This window comes from Gloeobacter violaceus PCC 7421 (assembly GCF_000011385.1).
GTDB lineage: Bacteria > Cyanobacteriota > Cyanobacteriia > Gloeobacterales > Gloeobacteraceae > Gloeobacter > Gloeobacter violaceus.
Map to the genome: position 1 here is coordinate 4,058,093 of NC_005125.1, position 17,576 is coordinate 4,075,668.

Annotated in this window: 19 protein-coding genes; 9 read left to right on the forward strand and 10 right to left on the reverse strand. The window is 57.5% G+C overall.

Annotation, left to right across the window (positions count from 1 at the left end):
- Window positions 1–4: 4 nt before the first annotated feature.
- The 5 genes from GLL_RS19845 to GLL_RS19865 all read right to left on the reverse strand — a co-directional run bounded on the left by GLL_RS19845 (window position 5) and on the right by GLL_RS19865 (window position 5,501).
- Window positions 5–655 (reverse strand): DUF4276 family protein, encoded by a 651-nt coding sequence (locus GLL_RS19845; protein ID WP_164929389.1) that lies wholly within the window; start codon window positions 653–655, stop codon window positions 5–7.
- Window positions 656–657: 2 nt separating this feature from the next.
- Window positions 658–2,187, reverse strand: a complete 1,530-nt coding sequence (locus tag GLL_RS19850; RefSeq protein WP_197530049.1) for an AAA family ATPase — start codon at window positions 2,185–2,187, stop codon at window positions 658–660.
- Window positions 2,188–2,483: 296 nt separating this feature from the next.
- Window positions 2,484–3,077: a hypothetical protein gene (locus GLL_RS19855; protein ID WP_164929390.1), complete on the reverse strand. Its 594-nt coding sequence runs from the start codon at window positions 3,075–3,077 to the stop codon at window positions 2,484–2,486.
- Window positions 3,078–3,172: 95 nt separating this feature from the next.
- Window positions 3,173–3,883 (reverse strand): Crp/Fnr family transcriptional regulator, encoded by a 711-nt coding sequence (locus GLL_RS19860; protein ID WP_011143841.1) that lies wholly within the window; start codon window positions 3,881–3,883, stop codon window positions 3,173–3,175.
- A gap of 49 nt (window positions 3,884–3,932) precedes the next feature.
- Entirely contained in the window at window positions 3,933–5,501 is a 1,569-nt protein-coding gene (locus tag GLL_RS19865; RefSeq protein WP_011143842.1) for an oligosaccharide flippase family protein, read from the reverse strand.
- A 56-nt stretch (window positions 5,502–5,557) separates the two neighbouring features.
- On the opposite strand from GLL_RS19865, the gene GLL_RS19870 reads away from it, so the two are divergent.
- The gene (locus tag GLL_RS19870; protein WP_164929391.1) at window positions 5,558–7,042 is read left to right on the forward strand and encodes an oligosaccharide flippase family protein; all 1,485 of its coding nucleotides are present in this window, start codon (window positions 5,558–5,560) and stop codon (window positions 7,040–7,042) included.
- A 34-nt stretch (window positions 7,043–7,076) separates the two neighbouring features.
- Here the strand turns inward: GLL_RS19870 and GLL_RS19875 are convergent, their stop codons facing one another.
- On the reverse strand, window positions 7,077–7,328 hold the full coding sequence (locus tag GLL_RS19875) for a transposase (protein ID WP_011143844.1): 252 nt from the start codon (window positions 7,326–7,328) through the stop codon (window positions 7,077–7,079).
- 274 nt (window positions 7,329–7,602) lie between these two features.
- Here GLL_RS19875 and GLL_RS19880 point away from each other — a divergent pair.
- Window positions 7,603–8,816 (forward strand): IS3-like element ISGvi5 family transposase gene (locus GLL_RS19880; protein WP_164929392.1). Its coding sequence is split into 2 segments (ribosomal slippage): window positions 7,603–7,864 and window positions 7,864–8,816, totalling 1,215 coding nucleotides; the frame shifts between segments, so codons are not numbered across the junction.
- 81 nt (window positions 8,817–8,897) lie between these two features.
- On the opposite strand, the gene GLL_RS19885 is transcribed toward GLL_RS19880, so the two are convergent.
- Complete coding sequence (locus GLL_RS19885; RefSeq protein WP_011143848.1) at window positions 8,898–9,272, reverse strand: nuclear transport factor 2 family protein; 375 nt, start codon at window positions 9,270–9,272, stop codon at window positions 8,898–8,900.
- Between the two features lie 188 nt (window positions 9,273–9,460).
- On the opposite strand from GLL_RS19885, the gene GLL_RS19890 reads away from it, so the two are divergent.
- Window positions 9,461–9,937 (forward strand): MarR family winged helix-turn-helix transcriptional regulator, encoded by a 477-nt coding sequence (locus GLL_RS19890; protein ID WP_011143849.1) that lies wholly within the window; start codon window positions 9,461–9,463, stop codon window positions 9,935–9,937.
- Window positions 9,938–10,175: 238 nt separating this feature from the next.
- Here the strand turns inward: GLL_RS19890 and GLL_RS19895 are convergent, their stop codons facing one another.
- Together GLL_RS19895 and GLL_RS19900 are read right to left on the reverse strand one after the other, a co-directional pair.
- Window positions 10,176–10,502, reverse strand: coding sequence for a hypothetical protein (locus GLL_RS19895; protein WP_164929393.1), 327 nt, complete (start codon window positions 10,500–10,502; stop codon window positions 10,176–10,178).
- Between the two features lie 132 nt (window positions 10,503–10,634).
- A complete protein-coding gene (locus tag GLL_RS19900; RefSeq protein WP_011143851.1) occupies window positions 10,635–11,336 on the reverse strand; it encodes a hypothetical protein in 702 nt (233 codons plus the stop codon).
- A 147-nt stretch (window positions 11,337–11,483) separates the two neighbouring features.
- Here GLL_RS19900 and GLL_RS19905 point away from each other — a divergent pair, with 147 nt between their 5' ends.
- The 6 genes from GLL_RS19905 to GLL_RS19930 all read left to right on the forward strand — a co-directional run bounded on the left by GLL_RS19905 (window position 11,484) and on the right by GLL_RS19930 (window position 16,433).
- Window positions 11,484–12,167: a hypothetical protein gene (locus tag GLL_RS19905; RefSeq protein ID WP_164929394.1), complete on the forward strand. Its 684-nt coding sequence runs from the start codon at window positions 11,484–11,486 to the stop codon at window positions 12,165–12,167.
- Between the two features lie 328 nt (window positions 12,168–12,495).
- On the forward strand, window positions 12,496–12,648 hold the full coding sequence (locus tag GLL_RS19910; RefSeq protein ID WP_164929395.1) for a hypothetical protein: 153 nt from the start codon (window positions 12,496–12,498) through the stop codon (window positions 12,646–12,648).
- 355 nt (window positions 12,649–13,003) lie between these two features.
- The gene (ylqF, locus tag GLL_RS19915; protein WP_011143854.1) at window positions 13,004–13,894 is read left to right on the forward strand and encodes a ribosome biogenesis GTPase YlqF; all 891 of its coding nucleotides are present in this window, start codon (window positions 13,004–13,006) and stop codon (window positions 13,892–13,894) included.
- Window positions 13,895–14,479, forward strand: coding sequence for a DUF924 family protein (locus tag GLL_RS19920; protein WP_011143855.1), 585 nt, complete (start codon window positions 13,895–13,897; stop codon window positions 14,477–14,479).
- A gap of 167 nt (window positions 14,480–14,646) precedes the next feature.
- Window positions 14,647–15,801 (forward strand): hypothetical protein, encoded by a 1,155-nt coding sequence (locus GLL_RS19925; RefSeq protein ID WP_011143856.1) that lies wholly within the window; start codon window positions 14,647–14,649, stop codon window positions 15,799–15,801.
- A complete protein-coding gene (locus GLL_RS19930) occupies window positions 15,801–16,433 on the forward strand; it encodes a Shedu immune nuclease family protein (RefSeq protein ID WP_164929396.1) in 633 nt (210 codons plus the stop codon). Before GLL_RS19925 ends, GLL_RS19930 begins: the two co-directional genes overlap by 1 nt.
- Before the next feature lie 13 nt (window positions 16,434–16,446).
- Here GLL_RS19930 and GLL_RS19935 read toward each other — a convergent pair whose 3' ends face one another.
- Complete coding sequence (locus tag GLL_RS19935; protein WP_011143857.1) at window positions 16,447–17,442, reverse strand: threo-3-hydroxy-L-aspartate ammonia-lyase; 996 nt, start codon at window positions 17,440–17,442, stop codon at window positions 16,447–16,449.
- Window positions 17,443–17,576 lie beyond the last annotated feature (134 nt).

Here is a 17,576-nt window from a genome sequence, read left to right on the forward strand (position 1 = left end):
TGATTCAAGCGATTATCGAGTGCGATGGCATTTTAATCGCGACAAACTGCTTCACTTCTTCTTCAAGAGCTTGAAAGGCAGGGAGTGCACGAAGCGCAGAAAAATCCTCGACAAATTCTGTGACGCGGACAGCTGCCCGTTTAGGATCAAACCTGATCCGCCTTCGCCCTTGCAACCCACACGCACTCCGCAATAAGTCGTGTAAGGTTTGCTTTGGATCAGCCAAATATTCGACTTGAGAAAGCCCTGGAAGCTCCAGAGGTACATTGCTCGATGGATTGCCGGCCGCATACCTGAGAGCAGCCACATCAAAAAGAAGCCAGGCTTCTTGCATCCTTACAGGAATGACCCGAATTACAGGAGTACAAAGCGTGTTACAATTTGCAGCAGCACGATTTATTTCTTCAAGCCGCTTCTGCAAAGGTTCGCGCTCTGCATCCCTGTGAACGAATAGAATATCGCACGGGTACAAATAGATGCTTCTATCAATTTTTTCTACCAAAGTTCTTGGCCTTGTGCTTAATCTAGACAAGTCGGCCCACTGTCCTTGAATAGAAATGTCACATAGGTGCTGTTGAAGTAACCAGGACAATATCGGAATCAGTGCCCGATCCGAACTGCCGTCTGATAGCAGCGTGTACTTCAGCTCTTGCATACCTATGATTGTGAAAACGGAATGAGCAACTGCAAATCTTCTCTATCCATTACACGGCGTACTTTGTGTTTACTTTGAGATCTATTTGAGCCATTATTTGACCCCTTAGTATCTACAGAAACAGGGTTTAAGTACGCCGACAGCTGACCTCGTGAAACGATGCTTGGTTTCTCAGAGGCTTTCTCTCTCCAAGTATCCGGCAAGCAACTGAAGCATACCCGTTTAAATCGATCACCTTTCTCAACAGTTTCTTTAAGTTCAGCCACCACCAGACTGTCATCTGGAACTTGTGCCACTACGGAAGGAGAATGGGTATTAATTATCACCTGTCGTAGAGGGTTGTCGTTGCCAACTTCTTCATATGGATCCGTTGCAATGTCTTCAAGAAGCCTTAAAATGGCAGGAATGCGTTCAGGGTGTATACCATTTTCGGGCTCTTCTAAACAGAGCACTCCATTGGCTTCTGGATCAAAAGCAAGTACAGATAGTGCCAGAAATCTCAACGTTCCATCAGAAAGAGATTTGGCAGCATGAGGTGTACCGTCACGGCCGGAGACATGGACAGTTAGCAACTCTCTCTTGTCGTCTCGATCAACCCAAATTCTTCTGACATCATCGATTAACTCGGAAAGTCGATTGGCAATTTGCGCAAAAGTTCTCGATCTCGCGGTCTCTTCGGTCTCGCCTTCAATGATTCCACTCGTCCGTTCGAGACGGGCCAGGGTTGCTGCTAGGTGTGAGCCGTCTGAGCCAAGCCTTGCGGAAGATGTGAATTCATCAGGTTTACGCAAAGCTGCCGGTTCTAACTGCAACAAGCTCCAGGACTGCATTTCTCTTCTGGTTAATAAAGCGGTTGGCGACTCGGCTGCGCTCGCTGTAGAAAGTACAGTTCTTGGGAGACTTGCAGCAGACCGAGAGAAGGGCCTACCTGGTATTTTATCCTGATGTAATTTAACGATTCTATCTTTGCCTGAGCCCTCTGTAGAGATGAAAGATGAGGTGCGTCGTCCTGTGATTGCAGAGCGACGCCAGTGTTGCGAACTATGTGGAAAAAGAATATGTTTTGGGGCTTCACTAACATTGATATGGGTTAACTCCTCACTCAAAACCTCGATCGTGCCCTGTGGTCTTGAAGGATGTTCAGCCCTGTATGCAAGAGCGAGCGAATACCGAACGAACGTGGTACTCGCTTTTGCTTCTTGGCCTAAGTCGTCGCTGCCAATCGGAGGGATTATCATTTCCGCTTCAAAAGACATTTCATCGGTATGCCTATCGCCAACTCGATGAAATATACTCCGCAAGTCTGCTGTCCTCGCTCCCTCGTCACGTACTCGAAGGGCCGCTTCAATTAGAGAGTAGCTAGCCAATGAACTTAGAAAAGTAATCGCGTCAAATAAATTAGATTTGCCGACGCCGTTTGCTCCGGCTATACATGTGAAAGGGCCGAAGCGAACATCAACATTTACCAAGTTCTTGAATCCGGAGATTTTGAGCCGAGTGAGCATCTTTGGGATGTCCTGAGTTACTTGCAACGAAAATGTTGCACTATCCTTCAGATTTTATCGCCTGCGGCAAGAATTCCGAGCGTGAACTCGCAGAGTACCGCTGGGAAGCTAAAAGGTTTCCAAGGTCGGCAGCCCGGCGGACCGTTCAAAAGCTCACTCGGGATCTGCCATCGACCAACTCATGAGAATCTGCCTAGACAGACACGGAATGGCCAGCTACGGAGCCACCCGAAGAGGATCGTGACCAGATTTGCGAACCCGCGTCACCATCGGCAGACCCACTCACCGTGGGTTCGGCCACCTGAGGCCGCCCGCAGCCGGCCTCAGTGGTTGCGCACGACCTCGTTTTTCCAGGCCGTTTGGGTATTGCGCACAGCCTCGGGACCGACGGTGCTGTCCACAGCTTCGCCGTCGTCCGCCAGTTCCCTGGCCACCACCAGGGGAATTACTTCGCTGATCTCGACAATCAGCGGACTGAGATCCGTCAGATGGCGCAGGGCCAGATCCGCCGTGGCCGCGCTTTTGAGAGCAAGACCGGTGGTGTGCAGCATCGTGTAGCCGATAGCGTCGAGCCCCAGGCCCGCATAATCGTCGCGCAGCATCTTTGAGACGGTGTTGACGGGCCGGACCCGATCGATCACCCCGGCGGCAATCCCCGCCACCGTCGAGATTGCTGCTTTGATCCCCGAACCGGGATCGCCCCCGAGGGCACCCAGATGCTGTTCGGTCTCCTCGACGTGGCCGCGCAGGACGCCCTCGATTTTGCCGATCAGGTTGATGGCCTCGGCGTAACGGTTGGCGTTTTCGTCCTCGCGCTGGTGTTTGACGGCTTCGAGCAGGTGCTTCTCGAGGGCCAGCATGTCGCCAACGTAATTCTGCAGCGTGCTGCGCTGCTGGGAATTCAAACTGTCTGCCACGGTACTCACCTTTTCCAGCGGTCTACCTGTCCAGTCTGGGCGGTATGGCATTCTGCCCTCATCTTCCTGCGGAGAGAAGCTCTAGCAAGGGCCGCTCAGCGCTTGGGGTTTTCTTCATCCCCTGAGGCAATGACCTCCAGCAACCCGGCATCGAGGACGGCGATTTGCCCACCCCGGCCGTAGGCGAGGGCAGGCTTGAGCTGTTTGAACAGCCGCACGCACTCTTCGTAAGTGATCCCGATACTGCGGGCAATCTGGTAATAAGAAAGTCTCGATTTCAGTTGTTGCCTGCCGTCCACCATCTCGGTGCCGTGGCGGGAGGCGGCGTACTGCACGAAGCGGGCCAGGCGCACGATCGCCCGCTCCGAAACCAGACCGTGGACGATGTCGTGCAGTTGCTGAAGGCGCTGGTTGAAAACGGCGAGCAGCCGCAGGGTGATCTCCGGAGTTTGGCGGACAGCGGCAAGCAACGCCTCGCGCTCGATGAGCAAGACCCGGCAGTCGCCCGCGGCCGTCACCGTCGCCGGGGCGATCCCATCCCCGAACAAAGCCGGGGCGGCAAAAATCTCCCCCGCCCCCAGCGCACGGAAGATGGTCTCTTTACCGGTGGCGGCGGTCCGGGTGATGCGCAGAGAGCCTTCGAGCAGGGCGTGGAGTGCCGCAGGGAGCGGATCGCCCTCGTGGATAACGATCTCTCCTGAGCGGTAGATGTGCACGCGGGCATGGGAGCACAGTTGTCCCAACTCTTTCTGGGTGAGGGCTGCGAATACGCTCACTGCCGCCAGTTGCTCAACAGTCACCTGCATCTATAGACCCGCTTCAGCGGATCTATCCTGCCCGAGTTTGCCTGCCGTGTCAGCCGCCGAATAGATACACCACCGGCGGCCAATCGCACAGACCCTTCCAGCGCACCGGTACCAAGCCGCGCACCAGATCGAGATCGCCGGGCTCGAAGAAGCGCACCAACCGCAGTAGAGCAAGCAGAATACCCACATACGCGGCCAGCAATGCAGCCAGGACCGCCATGCCCCCCAACCGCTCCGCAAACCACACCCCCGGCAGCCAGGTGACGACAGCGGCCAGGGTGGCCGCCGACAACCCCGTAGGCAGCACCACCCGCCACAGCCAGCTGCCCAAAGCGACCCACCAGCCGAGCTTCCGGTCGAAGTGGTAGAGCCACAGGAAAAGCAGCGAGCCGATGAGCGATCCCAGGGCGGTGCCGCCCAGGATGCCCGCCAGCCCGAAGCGCGGCGCCAGAGCGAGGGTGATTCCGACGTTGAGCGCCGCTCCCGTGAGGGCATAGTACGACTCGTAGCGGGGGCGGCCGAGGGCGCGCAGCAAGGTCGTGCCGGGACCGGTGAGGTTGTTGACGGCGTAGCTCACCACTAATAATGCCGTCATCGCAGGCACCCAGGCAAAGTCGCGGCCGATCCAGACGCGGGCCAGCGGGGCGGCGGCTCCGGCGATGAAACCTCCCAACGCAAAGGTCGCGAGGGCCAGAAAACGGCTGGTGCGCAGGTAGATCCGATCAAGTCTGTCTGGATCGCTCGCGGCCACCGCTGCTGCCGAAGGTAACAGCGCGCTCAACAGGGTCAGCGGCAGGGCGCGGGCGAGCAGGGCCATTTTGTTGGCGACTTCGTAGGCGGTGACGCTCGCAACGCTCACAAAACCGGCGATGAGCAACCGGTCCGCCTCCAGATTGACGATGGCGGCGGTGTTGTTGACCTGCATCCAGCCGCCGAAACCCAGGAGCGGTTTGAGCACTGCTTTTTCGAGGCGCAGGGGATTGGTGAAGATAGGACCAAACAGCCGGCGGGTGCTCAGGTACAGACCCACCAGGTACAAAGCCAGGTACACACACAGCCCGAAGGCCATCGCCCAAAGACCAAACCTGGGCAGCAGCAGGGCGGCCGAGGTCGCACCGCCCACCTGGCTTGCCACTTGCAACAGCGCACCGATGCGCATTTTTTCGAGCCCCGCGAGCAAAGCCGCAAGCACACTCGCCACACTGGCTGCGAAGGCGCAGACATACACCAGCACGAACAAACGGCTGCCTTCTATCGCTAGTGCCGGGCTCAACTTCAACCAGCCCATCAGCACAGGGGCACAGGCCACCGCCAGAGGCGAGAGCGCCAGACCGGCCAGCACAAAAAACAGTACCCCCGCGGTGATCACCTGCCGCACCCGCGCGGACTCGCCGCGGGCTGTGTAGGTGGCGACCGCCTGGATGCAGGCGGTGCCCAGACCCAGGTCCAACAGGGCGATATAGGCGACGGCGGAACTGAGCACCGCCCAAAGACCGTAGGCTTCGCTGCCCAAGATGCCAATCGCGTAGGGTGCGAGGGCCAGGCCGATGAGCAGGGCTCCCAGCCGGGCTCCCAGCGTGGCGACGGCGTTGAGCAATACCCGGCGGGTGCGATCCATCCTGGCGGCATCTTATCGCAGCAGAGAGACTGTGCTTTCGCGTTATCTTTGTGCCTGTGGAGAAAGATGCGGCGCAGGCGCAAGGTCTCAGTAGGCAGGCGGCCCGCGGTGGGGTGGCGCTGGTGGTTCGCCAGATTGTCACCCAGGCTCTGACGCTGGTAGGTGGTCTGGCGCTGTTGCGCTTTTTGCAGCCGGAGGATCTGGCGCTCTACGCGGTCATCGCGATCCTGCGCGATTGGTACGCGCTGGTGGCGGACTTGGGGCTGGGGGCAACGCTCATCCGCTGCTCCGAGCCGCTCGCGCGCGCTCAACAGCGGGGTCTGTGGTCGCTGCAGTGCCTGGTGAGTCTGGCGGTGGCCCTCGCTTTGACCCTGGCCGATCCGTGGGCGGTCGCCAATTTTGGCTGGCCCGCGCCCTACGCGGGGGTGCTCACCCTGGTGGGTTGGGGACTATTGCTGGTCCCCTTTCGCGCCGTTCCGGCGGTGCTGCTGCAGCAGCGGCTCGCCCTCGATCGCTTTGCCCTCATCGAAGTGAGCGAATCGGTGGCCTTCGTGGCGGTGGCCCTGGGGGGAGCGATCGCCGGGTGGGGCAGTTGGGCAATCGCCTGGGGTGTGGTGGCCCGCTTCGCCACAGGTGCGCTGGTGGCAAACGCCCTGTGCCGCTGGCCGATCGGCTGGTGCTGGCCGTGGCAGGTGCACTTCAGCTGGCGATTGGGGCTTGCCTACCAGGCGGGCAACCTGCTCACGCTGCTCAAAGAATCGACGCTGCCGCTGCTGTTGGCGCTGGTCTTCGCTCCCCGGACCGTCGGCTATCTCAAGTGGGCTCTGACCGTGGCGCTACTGCCGCTGGTGCTGCCCCTCAGCCTGGATCGGTTGTTTTTTCCGCTGCTGAGCCGCGTACGCGACGAGCCTGAGCAGTTGCGCCGGTGGGTGGTGCGCTCGGTGCAGGCCAATTGCCTGGTAGTCGTCTGGCTATGCGCGCTGCTCGCCGTGCTGGCCGAGCCGCTGGTGCGCTCGGTGCTGGGCAGCCAGTGGCAACCGGCCTTGCCTTACTTCTACGGATTGCTGCCCACCTCCCTCGCCTTCGCGCCGGTCTTTGCGCTGATTCAGGCGTATCAGGCCCAGGGCCGCCCCCAGGTCAACTTCGCGCTCAACTGCGGCTGGCTGGGGCTTCTGTGGCTGGGTACCTGGCTTGCCGTACCGGCGATAGGTCCAATGGGCTTCGTGGCGGCAAGCCTCGCCGTGCACATCGCCAGCCTGGCCTTGATGGCGATGGCCGCCCGCGATTTTCGCATCAACTTTCTGCGGGAACTCTGGCCGCTCGCGGTGGCCGGGACGCTGGCCACACTGGCCGGTTTCGCCCTCACACGGCTGCTGTCGCTGCCGGATCTGCCCCGCCTCGCCCTGGTCGGTGTGGCGGTGAGCACCGTCTACGCCGCCGGGTTGTGGCTTCTGTGGCGAAACGTACTGGAGCAGGGAGTTTTGGCTCTACGAGCCGGGTTCGGCACCGAACCACCCGAAGCGGGATCGTCGGTGGGCTGATCCTAGTGCAGCAGGGCTGAGCTAAGCGAGTAGTTCATGCCTCCAGTGGCTTGCCCTGATAGGTCCACTTAAATGGCCTCGCCCATTGCGCGTTGTAGTACTCAATAAACGACCACACCTTCTCGCGCAACTGCTCGACCGACTGGAACGAACCGCGCTTAAACACCTTGCGCGCCAAGATAGAAAGCCATATCTCCACCTGATTCATCCACGAGGCGTGTTTGGGCGTGTAGTGGAACACCAACCGGTGACTGGGGTTGCGCAGATACTCTGCACGAGTGGCCATCGACTACAGGATGCCGCACTTGCCCTTGCTCCCCAGGGCTACGGGCTGCTCTTCCAACAAAGCCGCAAGCCGCACCAGCAACTGTTGAGTCCTGAATCGGCGGCAAGGATGAGGCGGGAGCGCTGGGCAAGTTGCTGGAAGGTACCGTGACGGGCAACCAGTTTTTCAAGCAGGGCGCGTTGTTCATCACTGAGCACGAGGGCAGGTGGTTGAGGTTGAGCTTGCCCGGGTTATGTGGACACTCCCTGTAGACTCAATAGCTAAGGAGGAGTCCATGACCGCAAAACCACAACCACAATACACACCCGAACAACGCGCCGAAGCCGTCCGCATTAGCGAGCAATCCGGCAAGTCCACCTACCAGGTCGCCCGTGACCTCGGCATCTCCCAAACCACCCTCAGCCGCTGGCGACGGCAGGCCCGCGCCGAGCACAAGCACGCCAACGACCCCGACGCTCCCCTCGGTAGCGACGAACGTCGGGAGTTGACCCGCCTGCGTCGAGAAAACAAACAACTGCAACTGGAGCGTGACTTTCTAAAAAAAGCGGCTGCTTTCTTCGCCAAAGACCACTCGTAGAACGCTACCGGGCGATGGAAGCACACAAAGACGATTATCCGGTAGCGTTGATGGCTAGGGTGCTGCAGGTGTCGCGTTCGGGCTACTATGCCTGGCGGCGGCGTGTGCCCTCAAAGCGTCAGTTGCACAACCAGAAACTTGCTGAGTGCATCGAGGAAGTCTTCACTGCCTCCCGGGCGACTTACGGCAGCCCGCGCGTGCACGCCACGCTGCGCGCGCAGGGGATTGCAGCCGGTCGGCATCGCGTTGCCAGACTGATGCGTCGGGCGGGTTTGGTGGCTCGGGTGCGCAAGCGCCGCTATCCACGGACCACCGACAGCCGCCATGGGTACCCTGTCGCGGACAACCTGCTTGCCCGGCAGTTCGGTGCTTGCGAAGCGGACAGCAAATGGGTGGCGGATATCACTTACCTGCCCACCTGCGAAGGTTGGCTGTATCTGGCGGTGGTGATGGACTTGTTTTCCCGGCGGGTGGTCGGTTGGTCGATGGCGACGCACTTGCGCACTGAATTGGTGCTGACGGCCCTGCAGGCCGCCCTCGCCAAGCGCGTCCCGGCGTCTTCGGGGCTGTTGTTCCATTCGGACCGCGGCAGCCAATACGCCAGTTGGGCCTACCAGCAGGCGCTCTCAGCGGCGGGTATCACCTGCAGCATGAGCCGTAGCGGCACCTGCCTGGACAATGCGGTGGCCGAAAGCTTCTTCGGCACCCTCAAAGTCGAGTTGGTGTATCGGTTGGGTCCTTTGGACCGCCGGCAGATGCGCACGACGGTGGCCGAGTGGCTGGAGGTATTTTACAACCGGCAACGTCGGCACTCGGCGTTGGGGTACAGGAGCCCAGACGAATACGAACGCCACTACTGTAAGGAGGTCAAGCTGAGCAAGACAGCCGTTCACCAGCCCACTGTCCACTAAAGCCGGGCAAGCTCAGGTCCAGGCATGGGTACGTATCAAACGGCCTCTACTAAACTACCCCCTCAACTCAGCCTTGCTGCACTAGGAGGCGTCTTGAATGTCGAAGCGGGTGAGCTTGCCCTCCTGAAAGCGGAACACGTGCCCGACCACTTTGTCCTGCAGCCCGTGCGTTTGATCCTGCAGTGGCCTGCCTTCGAGATCGCGGACGGACTGTTGGACCTTCACGACAACCGACCCGTCCGCAGCCTTGTCGAAGCTCACCGGCTCGACGTGCGTACTGACGATGGCCAACTGGCGTGTCCAGTATTCCCGAACGGCCTCGCGGCCGTGAACGTGGCCGCCTTCCATTCCGTTGGCCCAGGTGACGTCGTCGGCGAGCGCGGCAAGGACGCCGTCGATGTCTCTCGCGTTGAAGCGGTCATACAGGCGTTTGAGAACGTCTATGTCTGCGTCCATTGAGGTTTCCTCCTGTCGATATGACGTGGGGCGCGTGGGTTTTGAACACGGCCACTGGCCGGATGTGGTCGTGCAGAATGCTCGCGACGGCAGACCGGTCAGACCAGCCTGCTCGACGAGAACGCAGGGGCGACTGCATACCGCAGCTCGTGCTATACATAGGTAACTATATAACAAGATAGGCACCTATGCAAGCGGGTGAGTCAATGTCGGGGGTGCTTTCGACACCAGGGCACCTGATCAGCCTGGCGGCGCGTGGGTTCGCACGTCTGAGCGAGGCACGTCTCAAGCCGTTGGGATTCGGTGTCGGCCAGCTGCCGGTGCTGGTCGCGCTTCAGGACGGGCAGGCCGCTTCGCAGCGGGATCTAGCCCGGTTCGCTCGGATCGAGCAGCCCTCAATGGCGCAGATGCTGGCCCGCATGGAGCGGGACGGACTGATCTGCCGGATGCCCGACCCGGCCGACGGGCGCAGCAGCCGAATCTCGTTGACGGAGACTGCACGAACTCGCCTGCCGGACGCCTGCGCGGTGCTGTTCCAGGGCAACCGCGACGCATTGAACGGCTTCACGGATGAGGAAGCCACCCAGCTTGTTGTCCTGCTCACCCGGCTGATCGCCAACCTCGACCGTGTCGCAAGTGCAGAGGAACCATCTCACAGCTCTTGAAATCTGAGGGGCCGGTCGAAGGGTCAGATCTTCCACTTCGGGTCGGCATCGGTTCTGTAGCTACTGCCGTCCGCCCGGCTGAAATGCAGTTACGGTTCCTCTGCTACCGTCCCCCCGTCGAGGACGGCTCCCCGCTGCAGATAATGCTGGCCTGCCGGGACGATTGCAGGCCCAGTTGCATCTAATCCTGGTCGAGAAGCGCCTTATTGCAGGTTTGGGCCTCTGCTATTGCTGGTTCTTACAGGTACGTCTCCAGTTCCACCAGGTTGATGGCGAGCAGCTTGTCGCCCACCGGGTGAAATTCCACGACACCTGGGTACCAGCGCTCACCGACGAGGATGTAGGCGTCCTTCGATAACTCCACCGTGCCTGCGTGGGTGGTGTCCAGGGTGAACCACCTGCCAGGGGCTAGCTCGTGGATTTTGCCGATGCGGGTGACCAACTTTGCTGGGTGAGTGACGGTGATTGATTTGGTTCGGCTGGGCGAACCGATCGCAACCCGCAGTGTCAAAGCTCCCGCAGCGGTGCCCGAAAGCCCCCAGCCCAGAGCAAGGGGTAACAACATCCATAATGCTCGTTGCATTTTCGCGGGGTCGAGCAGACTGCTTTACTCTACGACAGGCATTTAGAAGTTTGGATCTCCCAATATCTGTCGACGGCCGCAGCATCCGGGCAAGCAAGGAGGTTCCCCAGCCGTTTACCTGTCAATGTAGAACTCCTGGATGTAGTCGGCCTCGTCGGTTTTGCCTGCTGCCAGATACATGTTTCGCATCTTGATGTACTCGCTGCGGGCTAAGGATTTGCGGCCCTGGGCTTTGTACACCGTACCCCGCCAAAGATAAGGATCGGTGGATGACGGATCGGTGGCACTGGCCCGATCAAGGGCGACAAGAGCTTCTTTAAACTCGTTGTCGGCAAAGTGACCGATTCCGATCTTTACCAATTTCTCCGCCTGCTGCGCCGGCGTCAGCGGCGGCTGGAACAAGGAAAAAACCGAGGAGACGGCGGAGTTGATCGTGACCACGACAAAAAGTACGGCCACAACCGCCAGGGTTGCCCAAGGAGACAAGATGCGGCCCAGGCCGTAGTGCATATGGAGGAGTGCTGCAAGACGCTGCATATCCATCCCGTTCACAATCAACCCCCTTTGCCGGTCATTCCAGGCCGACACCTGTATCCGAAGACGCACGCCTTTGAGTGTGTGTGATTCTCGGACCTCTATGGACATCATAGCTATAGCCAGGTGAACAATACAACTCGACATCGCCAACCATCCGGCATCGGCTGCAGATCCGGCAAGATCAAGACGTGTGATTGGGAAAAAATACGCGAAAGCCTGCTCTGGCAAAGGATTGGATGACGTGCCGCCGACTTTGTATTCGAGAAAGAGTCGCGCCACCTTGAGTGTGAAGGTTCACTTAGTTAGCGAGCCAAACGACCCAAAACATAGACATTTGTACTCATTGACAATAAAAATTTTGTTTCTTGGCCTAACTTTATAACCCGCACGTGTATGCTTGATTGCAACAATACGGGTGCAAATCGCATGGTCGCAGAACATTTCAAACGGTTTACAATGCCGATTCTGGCCGGGATGCTGGTGACCTGTGCCGGCCCCAACGAATTGAGTGCCGACAAAGCCGCCCTGGTGCTGGGCAGTTCTGAGCAGTTCGCAACCCGTTCGGCTTCAGCGTTGTTTATCGAGCAGTTGAAGCTTTCTGCAGCGGGTATGACGGCGGTGGATGAGGCCCTGGTGGAAATGGGGTTGGCCCAAAAAGTGGATGTTCCCAAGCGCGGGGTGTTTATCCAACTGACGCCCAAGGGTTTGCAAGCGGCGAAGGCAGGCGCGTGGGTGGAAGATCCCAACCGCATGGATTACATGAGTCGATTGGGCATGGCGGCCGTGGCCAGCATGGGCGGAACGCCCGATCCCTACTTGGGGGATCGAAGCTGGAATATCCCGATGGCCACCGCCAGGGTGGACAAGGTGAACGCGGTGAAAAAGTCTGAAAACCTTGCCGAGGTGAGCTTTCGCTACGACTGGGTTCCCAACGAAATTGGCCAAAAGATTCTCGAATTGGCACCCTCCGATGACAAGCAGTACGGCCAGAAAAACTGGGGACAGGACAATGACGGCGGCGAGGCCGAGCTTCGGTTGACCGAGGACGGCTGGAGGGTCGAAAGTTTGTCGCTCGGTACATACGAAGATTTTGCGGCCGGACGCCAGTAGCTGGGGTCAGGGCAGAGAAGCTGCAACCAGAAGTCGTGGGGTATTACTACTGTCACAAGTTTTTTCTCAAAAGCATTGCCAGCAGAGGATTCCAGGCTCTGCTAATGTTTTGACCTTGAGCACCCTTGCTTTTACAAATACTAGGAAATTCTCAGGAATCTCTTGCAGAAGGTATTATTCTGCGTCTCACGCCCAAAGCGCTACAAGTCCCTCCAAGAAAGCATTCTGGAGATTTTGACTGAGGAGAGCAATAACCGGCGACTTCTGGCTGCAGCTTCTTTACCCTGACCCCTACATGCCGGCGATGTCGGCCTTGCGGTGCAATGGCGTGTTGGAGAGGGTATGGAAGCGGCTGCTGGAGCGGGGCAAGAGCAAAATGGCCGCCCTGGTGGCGGTGATGCGCAAAATGGTCCACTCGATGTACGGGGTGTTGAACTCGCAAAGGCCTTTCGATCCGAATTACGGGAGCAGCACCGCCTGAGTGGCAAAAGGAATTGCCTTTCCTAGAAGCAAGTTTTTGGTGCCCATGAGGGCACACGCAGCGCGCGTCCGGCGGTAGCCGGACAACTTTGCTGTGGAAATTTACAGCAAGTCCAGAGAGGAGAAGACTGTCCAGACCCTTGACAGCCACCACGGTATCTAATCCTGGCCCACGAGGGCGCTGATTGCAGGTCCGGCCTCCGATGATTGCAAGCCGCTACAGTTAGGACAGCCTTTGTGTATAGATCAATCTTCATTAGAGTTATGCAAAGCAGTTCATCACCCATTCAACACGCAGACTGGTTCGACTGGTTTCACAAAGCGCTATGGTGGGCTTGTTCAGGCTTTTGGGCGGCATGGAAAGCGAATACTCCAATCTCATCCAGTGGTACCCGGGCCATATCGCCAAGGCTCGCCGCCAGCTTGCCGAGCAGCTCAAGCAGGTGGACCTGGTGCTGGAGGTGCTCGATGCGCGCATTGCCCATTCCTCACGCCACGACGAGATCCAGAAACTGGCCGGTGAGCGCCCGCGCCTGGTGGTGCTCAACCGCGCCGATATGATCCCGCAGGGGATGCTTCGCAGCTGGCTGAAGTGGTTCGCCGCCCGGGGCGAAGCGGCCTACCCGACCAACGCCCAAAACGGCGACGGGGTGCGCGCCGTGCTCAAAGCCGCCCAGCAGGGGGCCGTGGCCGTCAACCAGCGCCGTGCCGGGCGGGGGATGCGACCCCGGGCGGTGCGCGTGGCGGTGATCGGTTTTCCAAATGTCGGCAAGTCGGCCTTGATCAACCGGCTGGTGGGCAAGCGGGCCGTCGAAAGTGCCGCCAAACCCGGGGTGACCCGTGCCCTGCGCTGGGTACGCATTGCCGATGTGATCGATTTACTCGATAGCCCCGGCATTTTGCCGCCGCGCCTGAACGATCAGCGCGCGGCGGCCAAACTCGCCATCTGCGACGACATCGGCCAGGCGGCCTACACCACTTCTCGGGTGGCAACCCTCGCGGCTGAGTTGCTCACCCCGCTGGTGCCGCGACGGCTCGCCGAGCGCTTCGGGGCCGACCCGCTCGCCGTCACCGCCGAGGAGTGGCTCGAACAGGTAGCCCGGCACAAGTACCATGGCAATCTCGACCGTGCCGCCGAGGCGCTATTGGGCGATTTTCGCCGCGGTCAGTTGGGAGCAATTGCCCTGGAGGCACCGCCGGAGGAGCCGCTGGTACCGCAGGCAGAGGCCGAATGCGAGGAGGGATAAGTGCACCGAATCAACAAGGCGGTCGATATTGTCGACTTTTGGTTCTGCGAGCCGGAACACCCCGAGTACGGCCAGTTTCGCTGGGAGTGGTTTACCCAGGATGAAAGTTTCGATGAGCAGATCCGCGGACGCTTTGCGGAGGACTACGAGCAGGCGGCAGGGGGAACTTACGACGAATGGCGGCAGATGCCCTACAGCGGCCTGGCGCTGATTTTGCTGCTCGACCAGTTCCCGCGCAACCTCTTTCGCAACACTCCACAAAGCTTCGCCACCGACCCCAAGGCCCTCGCCGTCGCCGAATCGCTGGTGGCGCGCGAACTCGATCAGGTGCTCATCCCGGTGCAGCGGATGTTCGTCTATTCGCCCTTTGAGCACAGCGAAAATCTTGCCCACCAAGAGCGCTGCGTGGAGTTGTTCGAGCGTCTGGCGGCCGAACCCGGCATGGAAATCCCGATCGACTACGCCCGCAGGCACCGGGACGTGATTGTCCGCTTCGGCCGCTTCCCGCACCGCAATGCGATCCTCGCTCGCCCCTCGACCCCGGAGGAGATCGCTTTTCTCCAGCAGCCGGGCTCGTCGTTTTGAGGCCTTTCGTTAAAGCTAGGGCCATTGCACTTCTAGGCCGAAAATTAGTCTACAAGTAATTATGTTGCTTACAAGCGTGCGTATAATGGTGGGCATAGATCGTTTGGCTTCATCGGTTCTACAAGCCAAGATCCTAACTAAGGAACTAGAATCAAACTTGCTGAGATATGAACTTAACTGATTGGCTTGCAGGAGGGTTGCCCTCAATATTCAAGAGCGTACTTGGCAGTATTTTAACTGCATTTACTCTTTATTTGTTCAACGAAGCTTCCAGGTGGTTGAGGGCACAGCCAAGCTTCCAGCTCAACTTTCTCTTAAGACCACAAGAATTTATCCGTATGTTTCGACAACAGGATGAGAGGTTAGATATTTCTAATGAATGGCCGCTTTTTGTGAAAAAGTATCGCCAACCTCCAATAGGTAGACCTGATTTTCGAGAAGAGCTTGGCCTTTGGTTCGCGACCAAAGTTTTAGCTTTTTCAGCTTTGTTCATGTTTGTAATTGGAGGTCTGTGCCTATGGGTCTGGTTCAATCTTTATACGGATCCAAAAGCAGGCATTTTCTTGATTTTTTTTGCTGCTTGTACTTTTCAAGCATCTGCTCTTTCATACAGTTATTTTTCTGTGATAACAGAACGTGGTACACAAGTCGAATTAGAACTGAAAACCACAAAGGACAATATAGTCAAAGTTTGCTTGAAACTTTTCGCAGAACGAGGAATTGAACTGCCTGAGCTGGAAACCCGTGAATCATTAACAACTATTGAGGGTATTGTTGGCAAAGGTTTTCTATCGCTCGGACAAAAACTAAGAGTCCGTGTTTGGCAAGTTGATGACAGCACCTGCTCGATGTCAATAGATAGTGTTGCTTTAATAGCTGAATTAATGCCTGAAGGAGCCAAAAAACGTAGAACGGGCAACCCTAAAATTGTTAGCAGCTTTGTCAGAGAGTTTATTGCACTAGGAATTCAAGAGTTTCCGGTTCCGAGAGGCTCTATGCAACAAATGCTTGAGGAAGCGACTGGTTTTACGAGTAACTCGCGAAATCAAATTGTTCTCTTAGAACGCGTAGAAATAGCTTTGCTTGCTGTTTCAGAATCAGATGCACAGCAAATCCTTTGGCTTATTCGACTCATTCAAAATCAACCCTTGAGTCAAATATTTGCTAGAAAGGACATTAGAGAGTTGAAAGGAGAAGAAAGACGCTATTTACTTCCTACTCCCAATCACTACGCAATATTATTTTCTGTCGCAGACAAGAGTACGGTTACAATTCTGGATATTATTAGCGAGAAAATGTCTTACATGCTTGCGAAGAAGTAATGTCGAGCACGAAGGTGTTCTCAAATTTTGATTTCAATATTCAGAATTGTCGCTCCCAGCTATTTGAGTTTAGAAGGTTGTTAGAGAACGGTCCATTCCTCTCAGAGCGAGATCATATTCAGCCTTTCTTCGAGCAAAGCCCAGACTTGTCGTCATTTATTGGTAAGTATCATCCCGACATTGCTAAGATCGATCGTCTCGCATTCAGATTAAATCTATTTGGTGATTTTTGTTGTGACATCGCAATCGGCGATTCTACAAGACATACGTATTGTTTTGTTGAATTTGAAGATGCTAATTCAAACAGTATCTTTTCTGTAAGAGGCAGGAGTACTCCCGAGTGGTCGCGAAGGTTAGAACGTGGATTCAGCCAAATCGTCGACTGGTTTTGTAAGTTGGACGAACTAAAAAATACTCCTGACTACGAGAATCTATTTGGCAGCAGAATGATCGATTACATTGGATTATTAATTGTAGGTCGAAGCATGAATATGGAAGTCAGAGAGCAGAGAAGATTGAAATGGAGAAGCACTAACACTGTAGTTAACTCAAAAAGAGTCATCTGCTTAACCTTCGATCAGCTTTACAACGACTTGGCTGACAGACTCACTTATTTTTCAGGTGGAGAGTAAATATTGTTGAGACTTAACTGTACCCCTTATCGATATCGCGTATGAATTCATGGAGAAGCTGCAAATCGACGTTGCCACCGCTAATAATGACTCCAACGCGCCTGTCCGCTGCCTGCACCCGGCCTTCGAAAAGGGCTGCCGCCCCAAGGGCACCGGTGGGCTCCACGACGATCTTGAGCCGCTCCCACAAAAACAGCATCGCCCGCACGATCGCTTCCTCCTCCACGGTCACCATCTGATGAACGTAGTGGCGCACCAGTGGAAAGGTGACGGCTCCCAGCGATGGAGTGCGCGCCCCATCGGCGATCGTGGCGGGGTTGTGGACTGTGTGCAGGACGCCCGTATAAAACGAGCGCATCGCATCGTCCGCCTGCGCGGGTTCGACCCCGACTACCTGACAACCGGGGCTCACGGCCGCCGCGGCGATGGCGCATCCTGAGAGCAAGCCGCCCCCGCCGCAGCAGACGACGAGCACATCGAGCGCCCCCACCTGCTCGAAAAGTTCCAATCCGGCGGTTCCCTGCCCTGCTACCACCTGGGGGTGGTCAAAGGGCGGGATCACCGCCAGTCCCCGTTCGCGCGCCAGTTGGTCGGCGAGGGCTTCGCGGGTGGTTTCAGACCGCTCGTAAAGGATCACCTCGCCGCCGTAACCTTCGGTGGCACGCCGCTTGACCGCCGGAGCGTCGCTGGGCATCACGATCGTCGTTGGAATCTCCAGGATTTGTCCCGCCAGGGCAATCGCCTGGGCGTGGTTGCCGGAGGAGTAGGCGAGCACCCCGCGCCGCCTTTGCGCTTTGTCCAGTTGCGAGAGGGCATTGTAGGCTCCCCGGAACTTGAACGCCCCCATGCGTTGGAAATTTTCGCACTTGAAGAAGACCTGCGCTCCAGTCAGGTCGTCCACCGTACGCGAAGTCAGAACCGGCGTGCGGTGAGCGACTCCCCTCAAACGGTCAGCAGCCGCCTGGATATCGCCGAAACTCACCGGCAAAGTGGGGGCGGATGAGGACATCGCAGCACTTTTTGGTAACGGGATCACCTTATTCTGACGGATTTCCTCCGCAGGGCGGAGAGCGTTGATGCGAAATGCATTCTATGATTTTTATGTTTTTGGCCTTCCGGACGGGGGGCGACGACGGGTCCGGG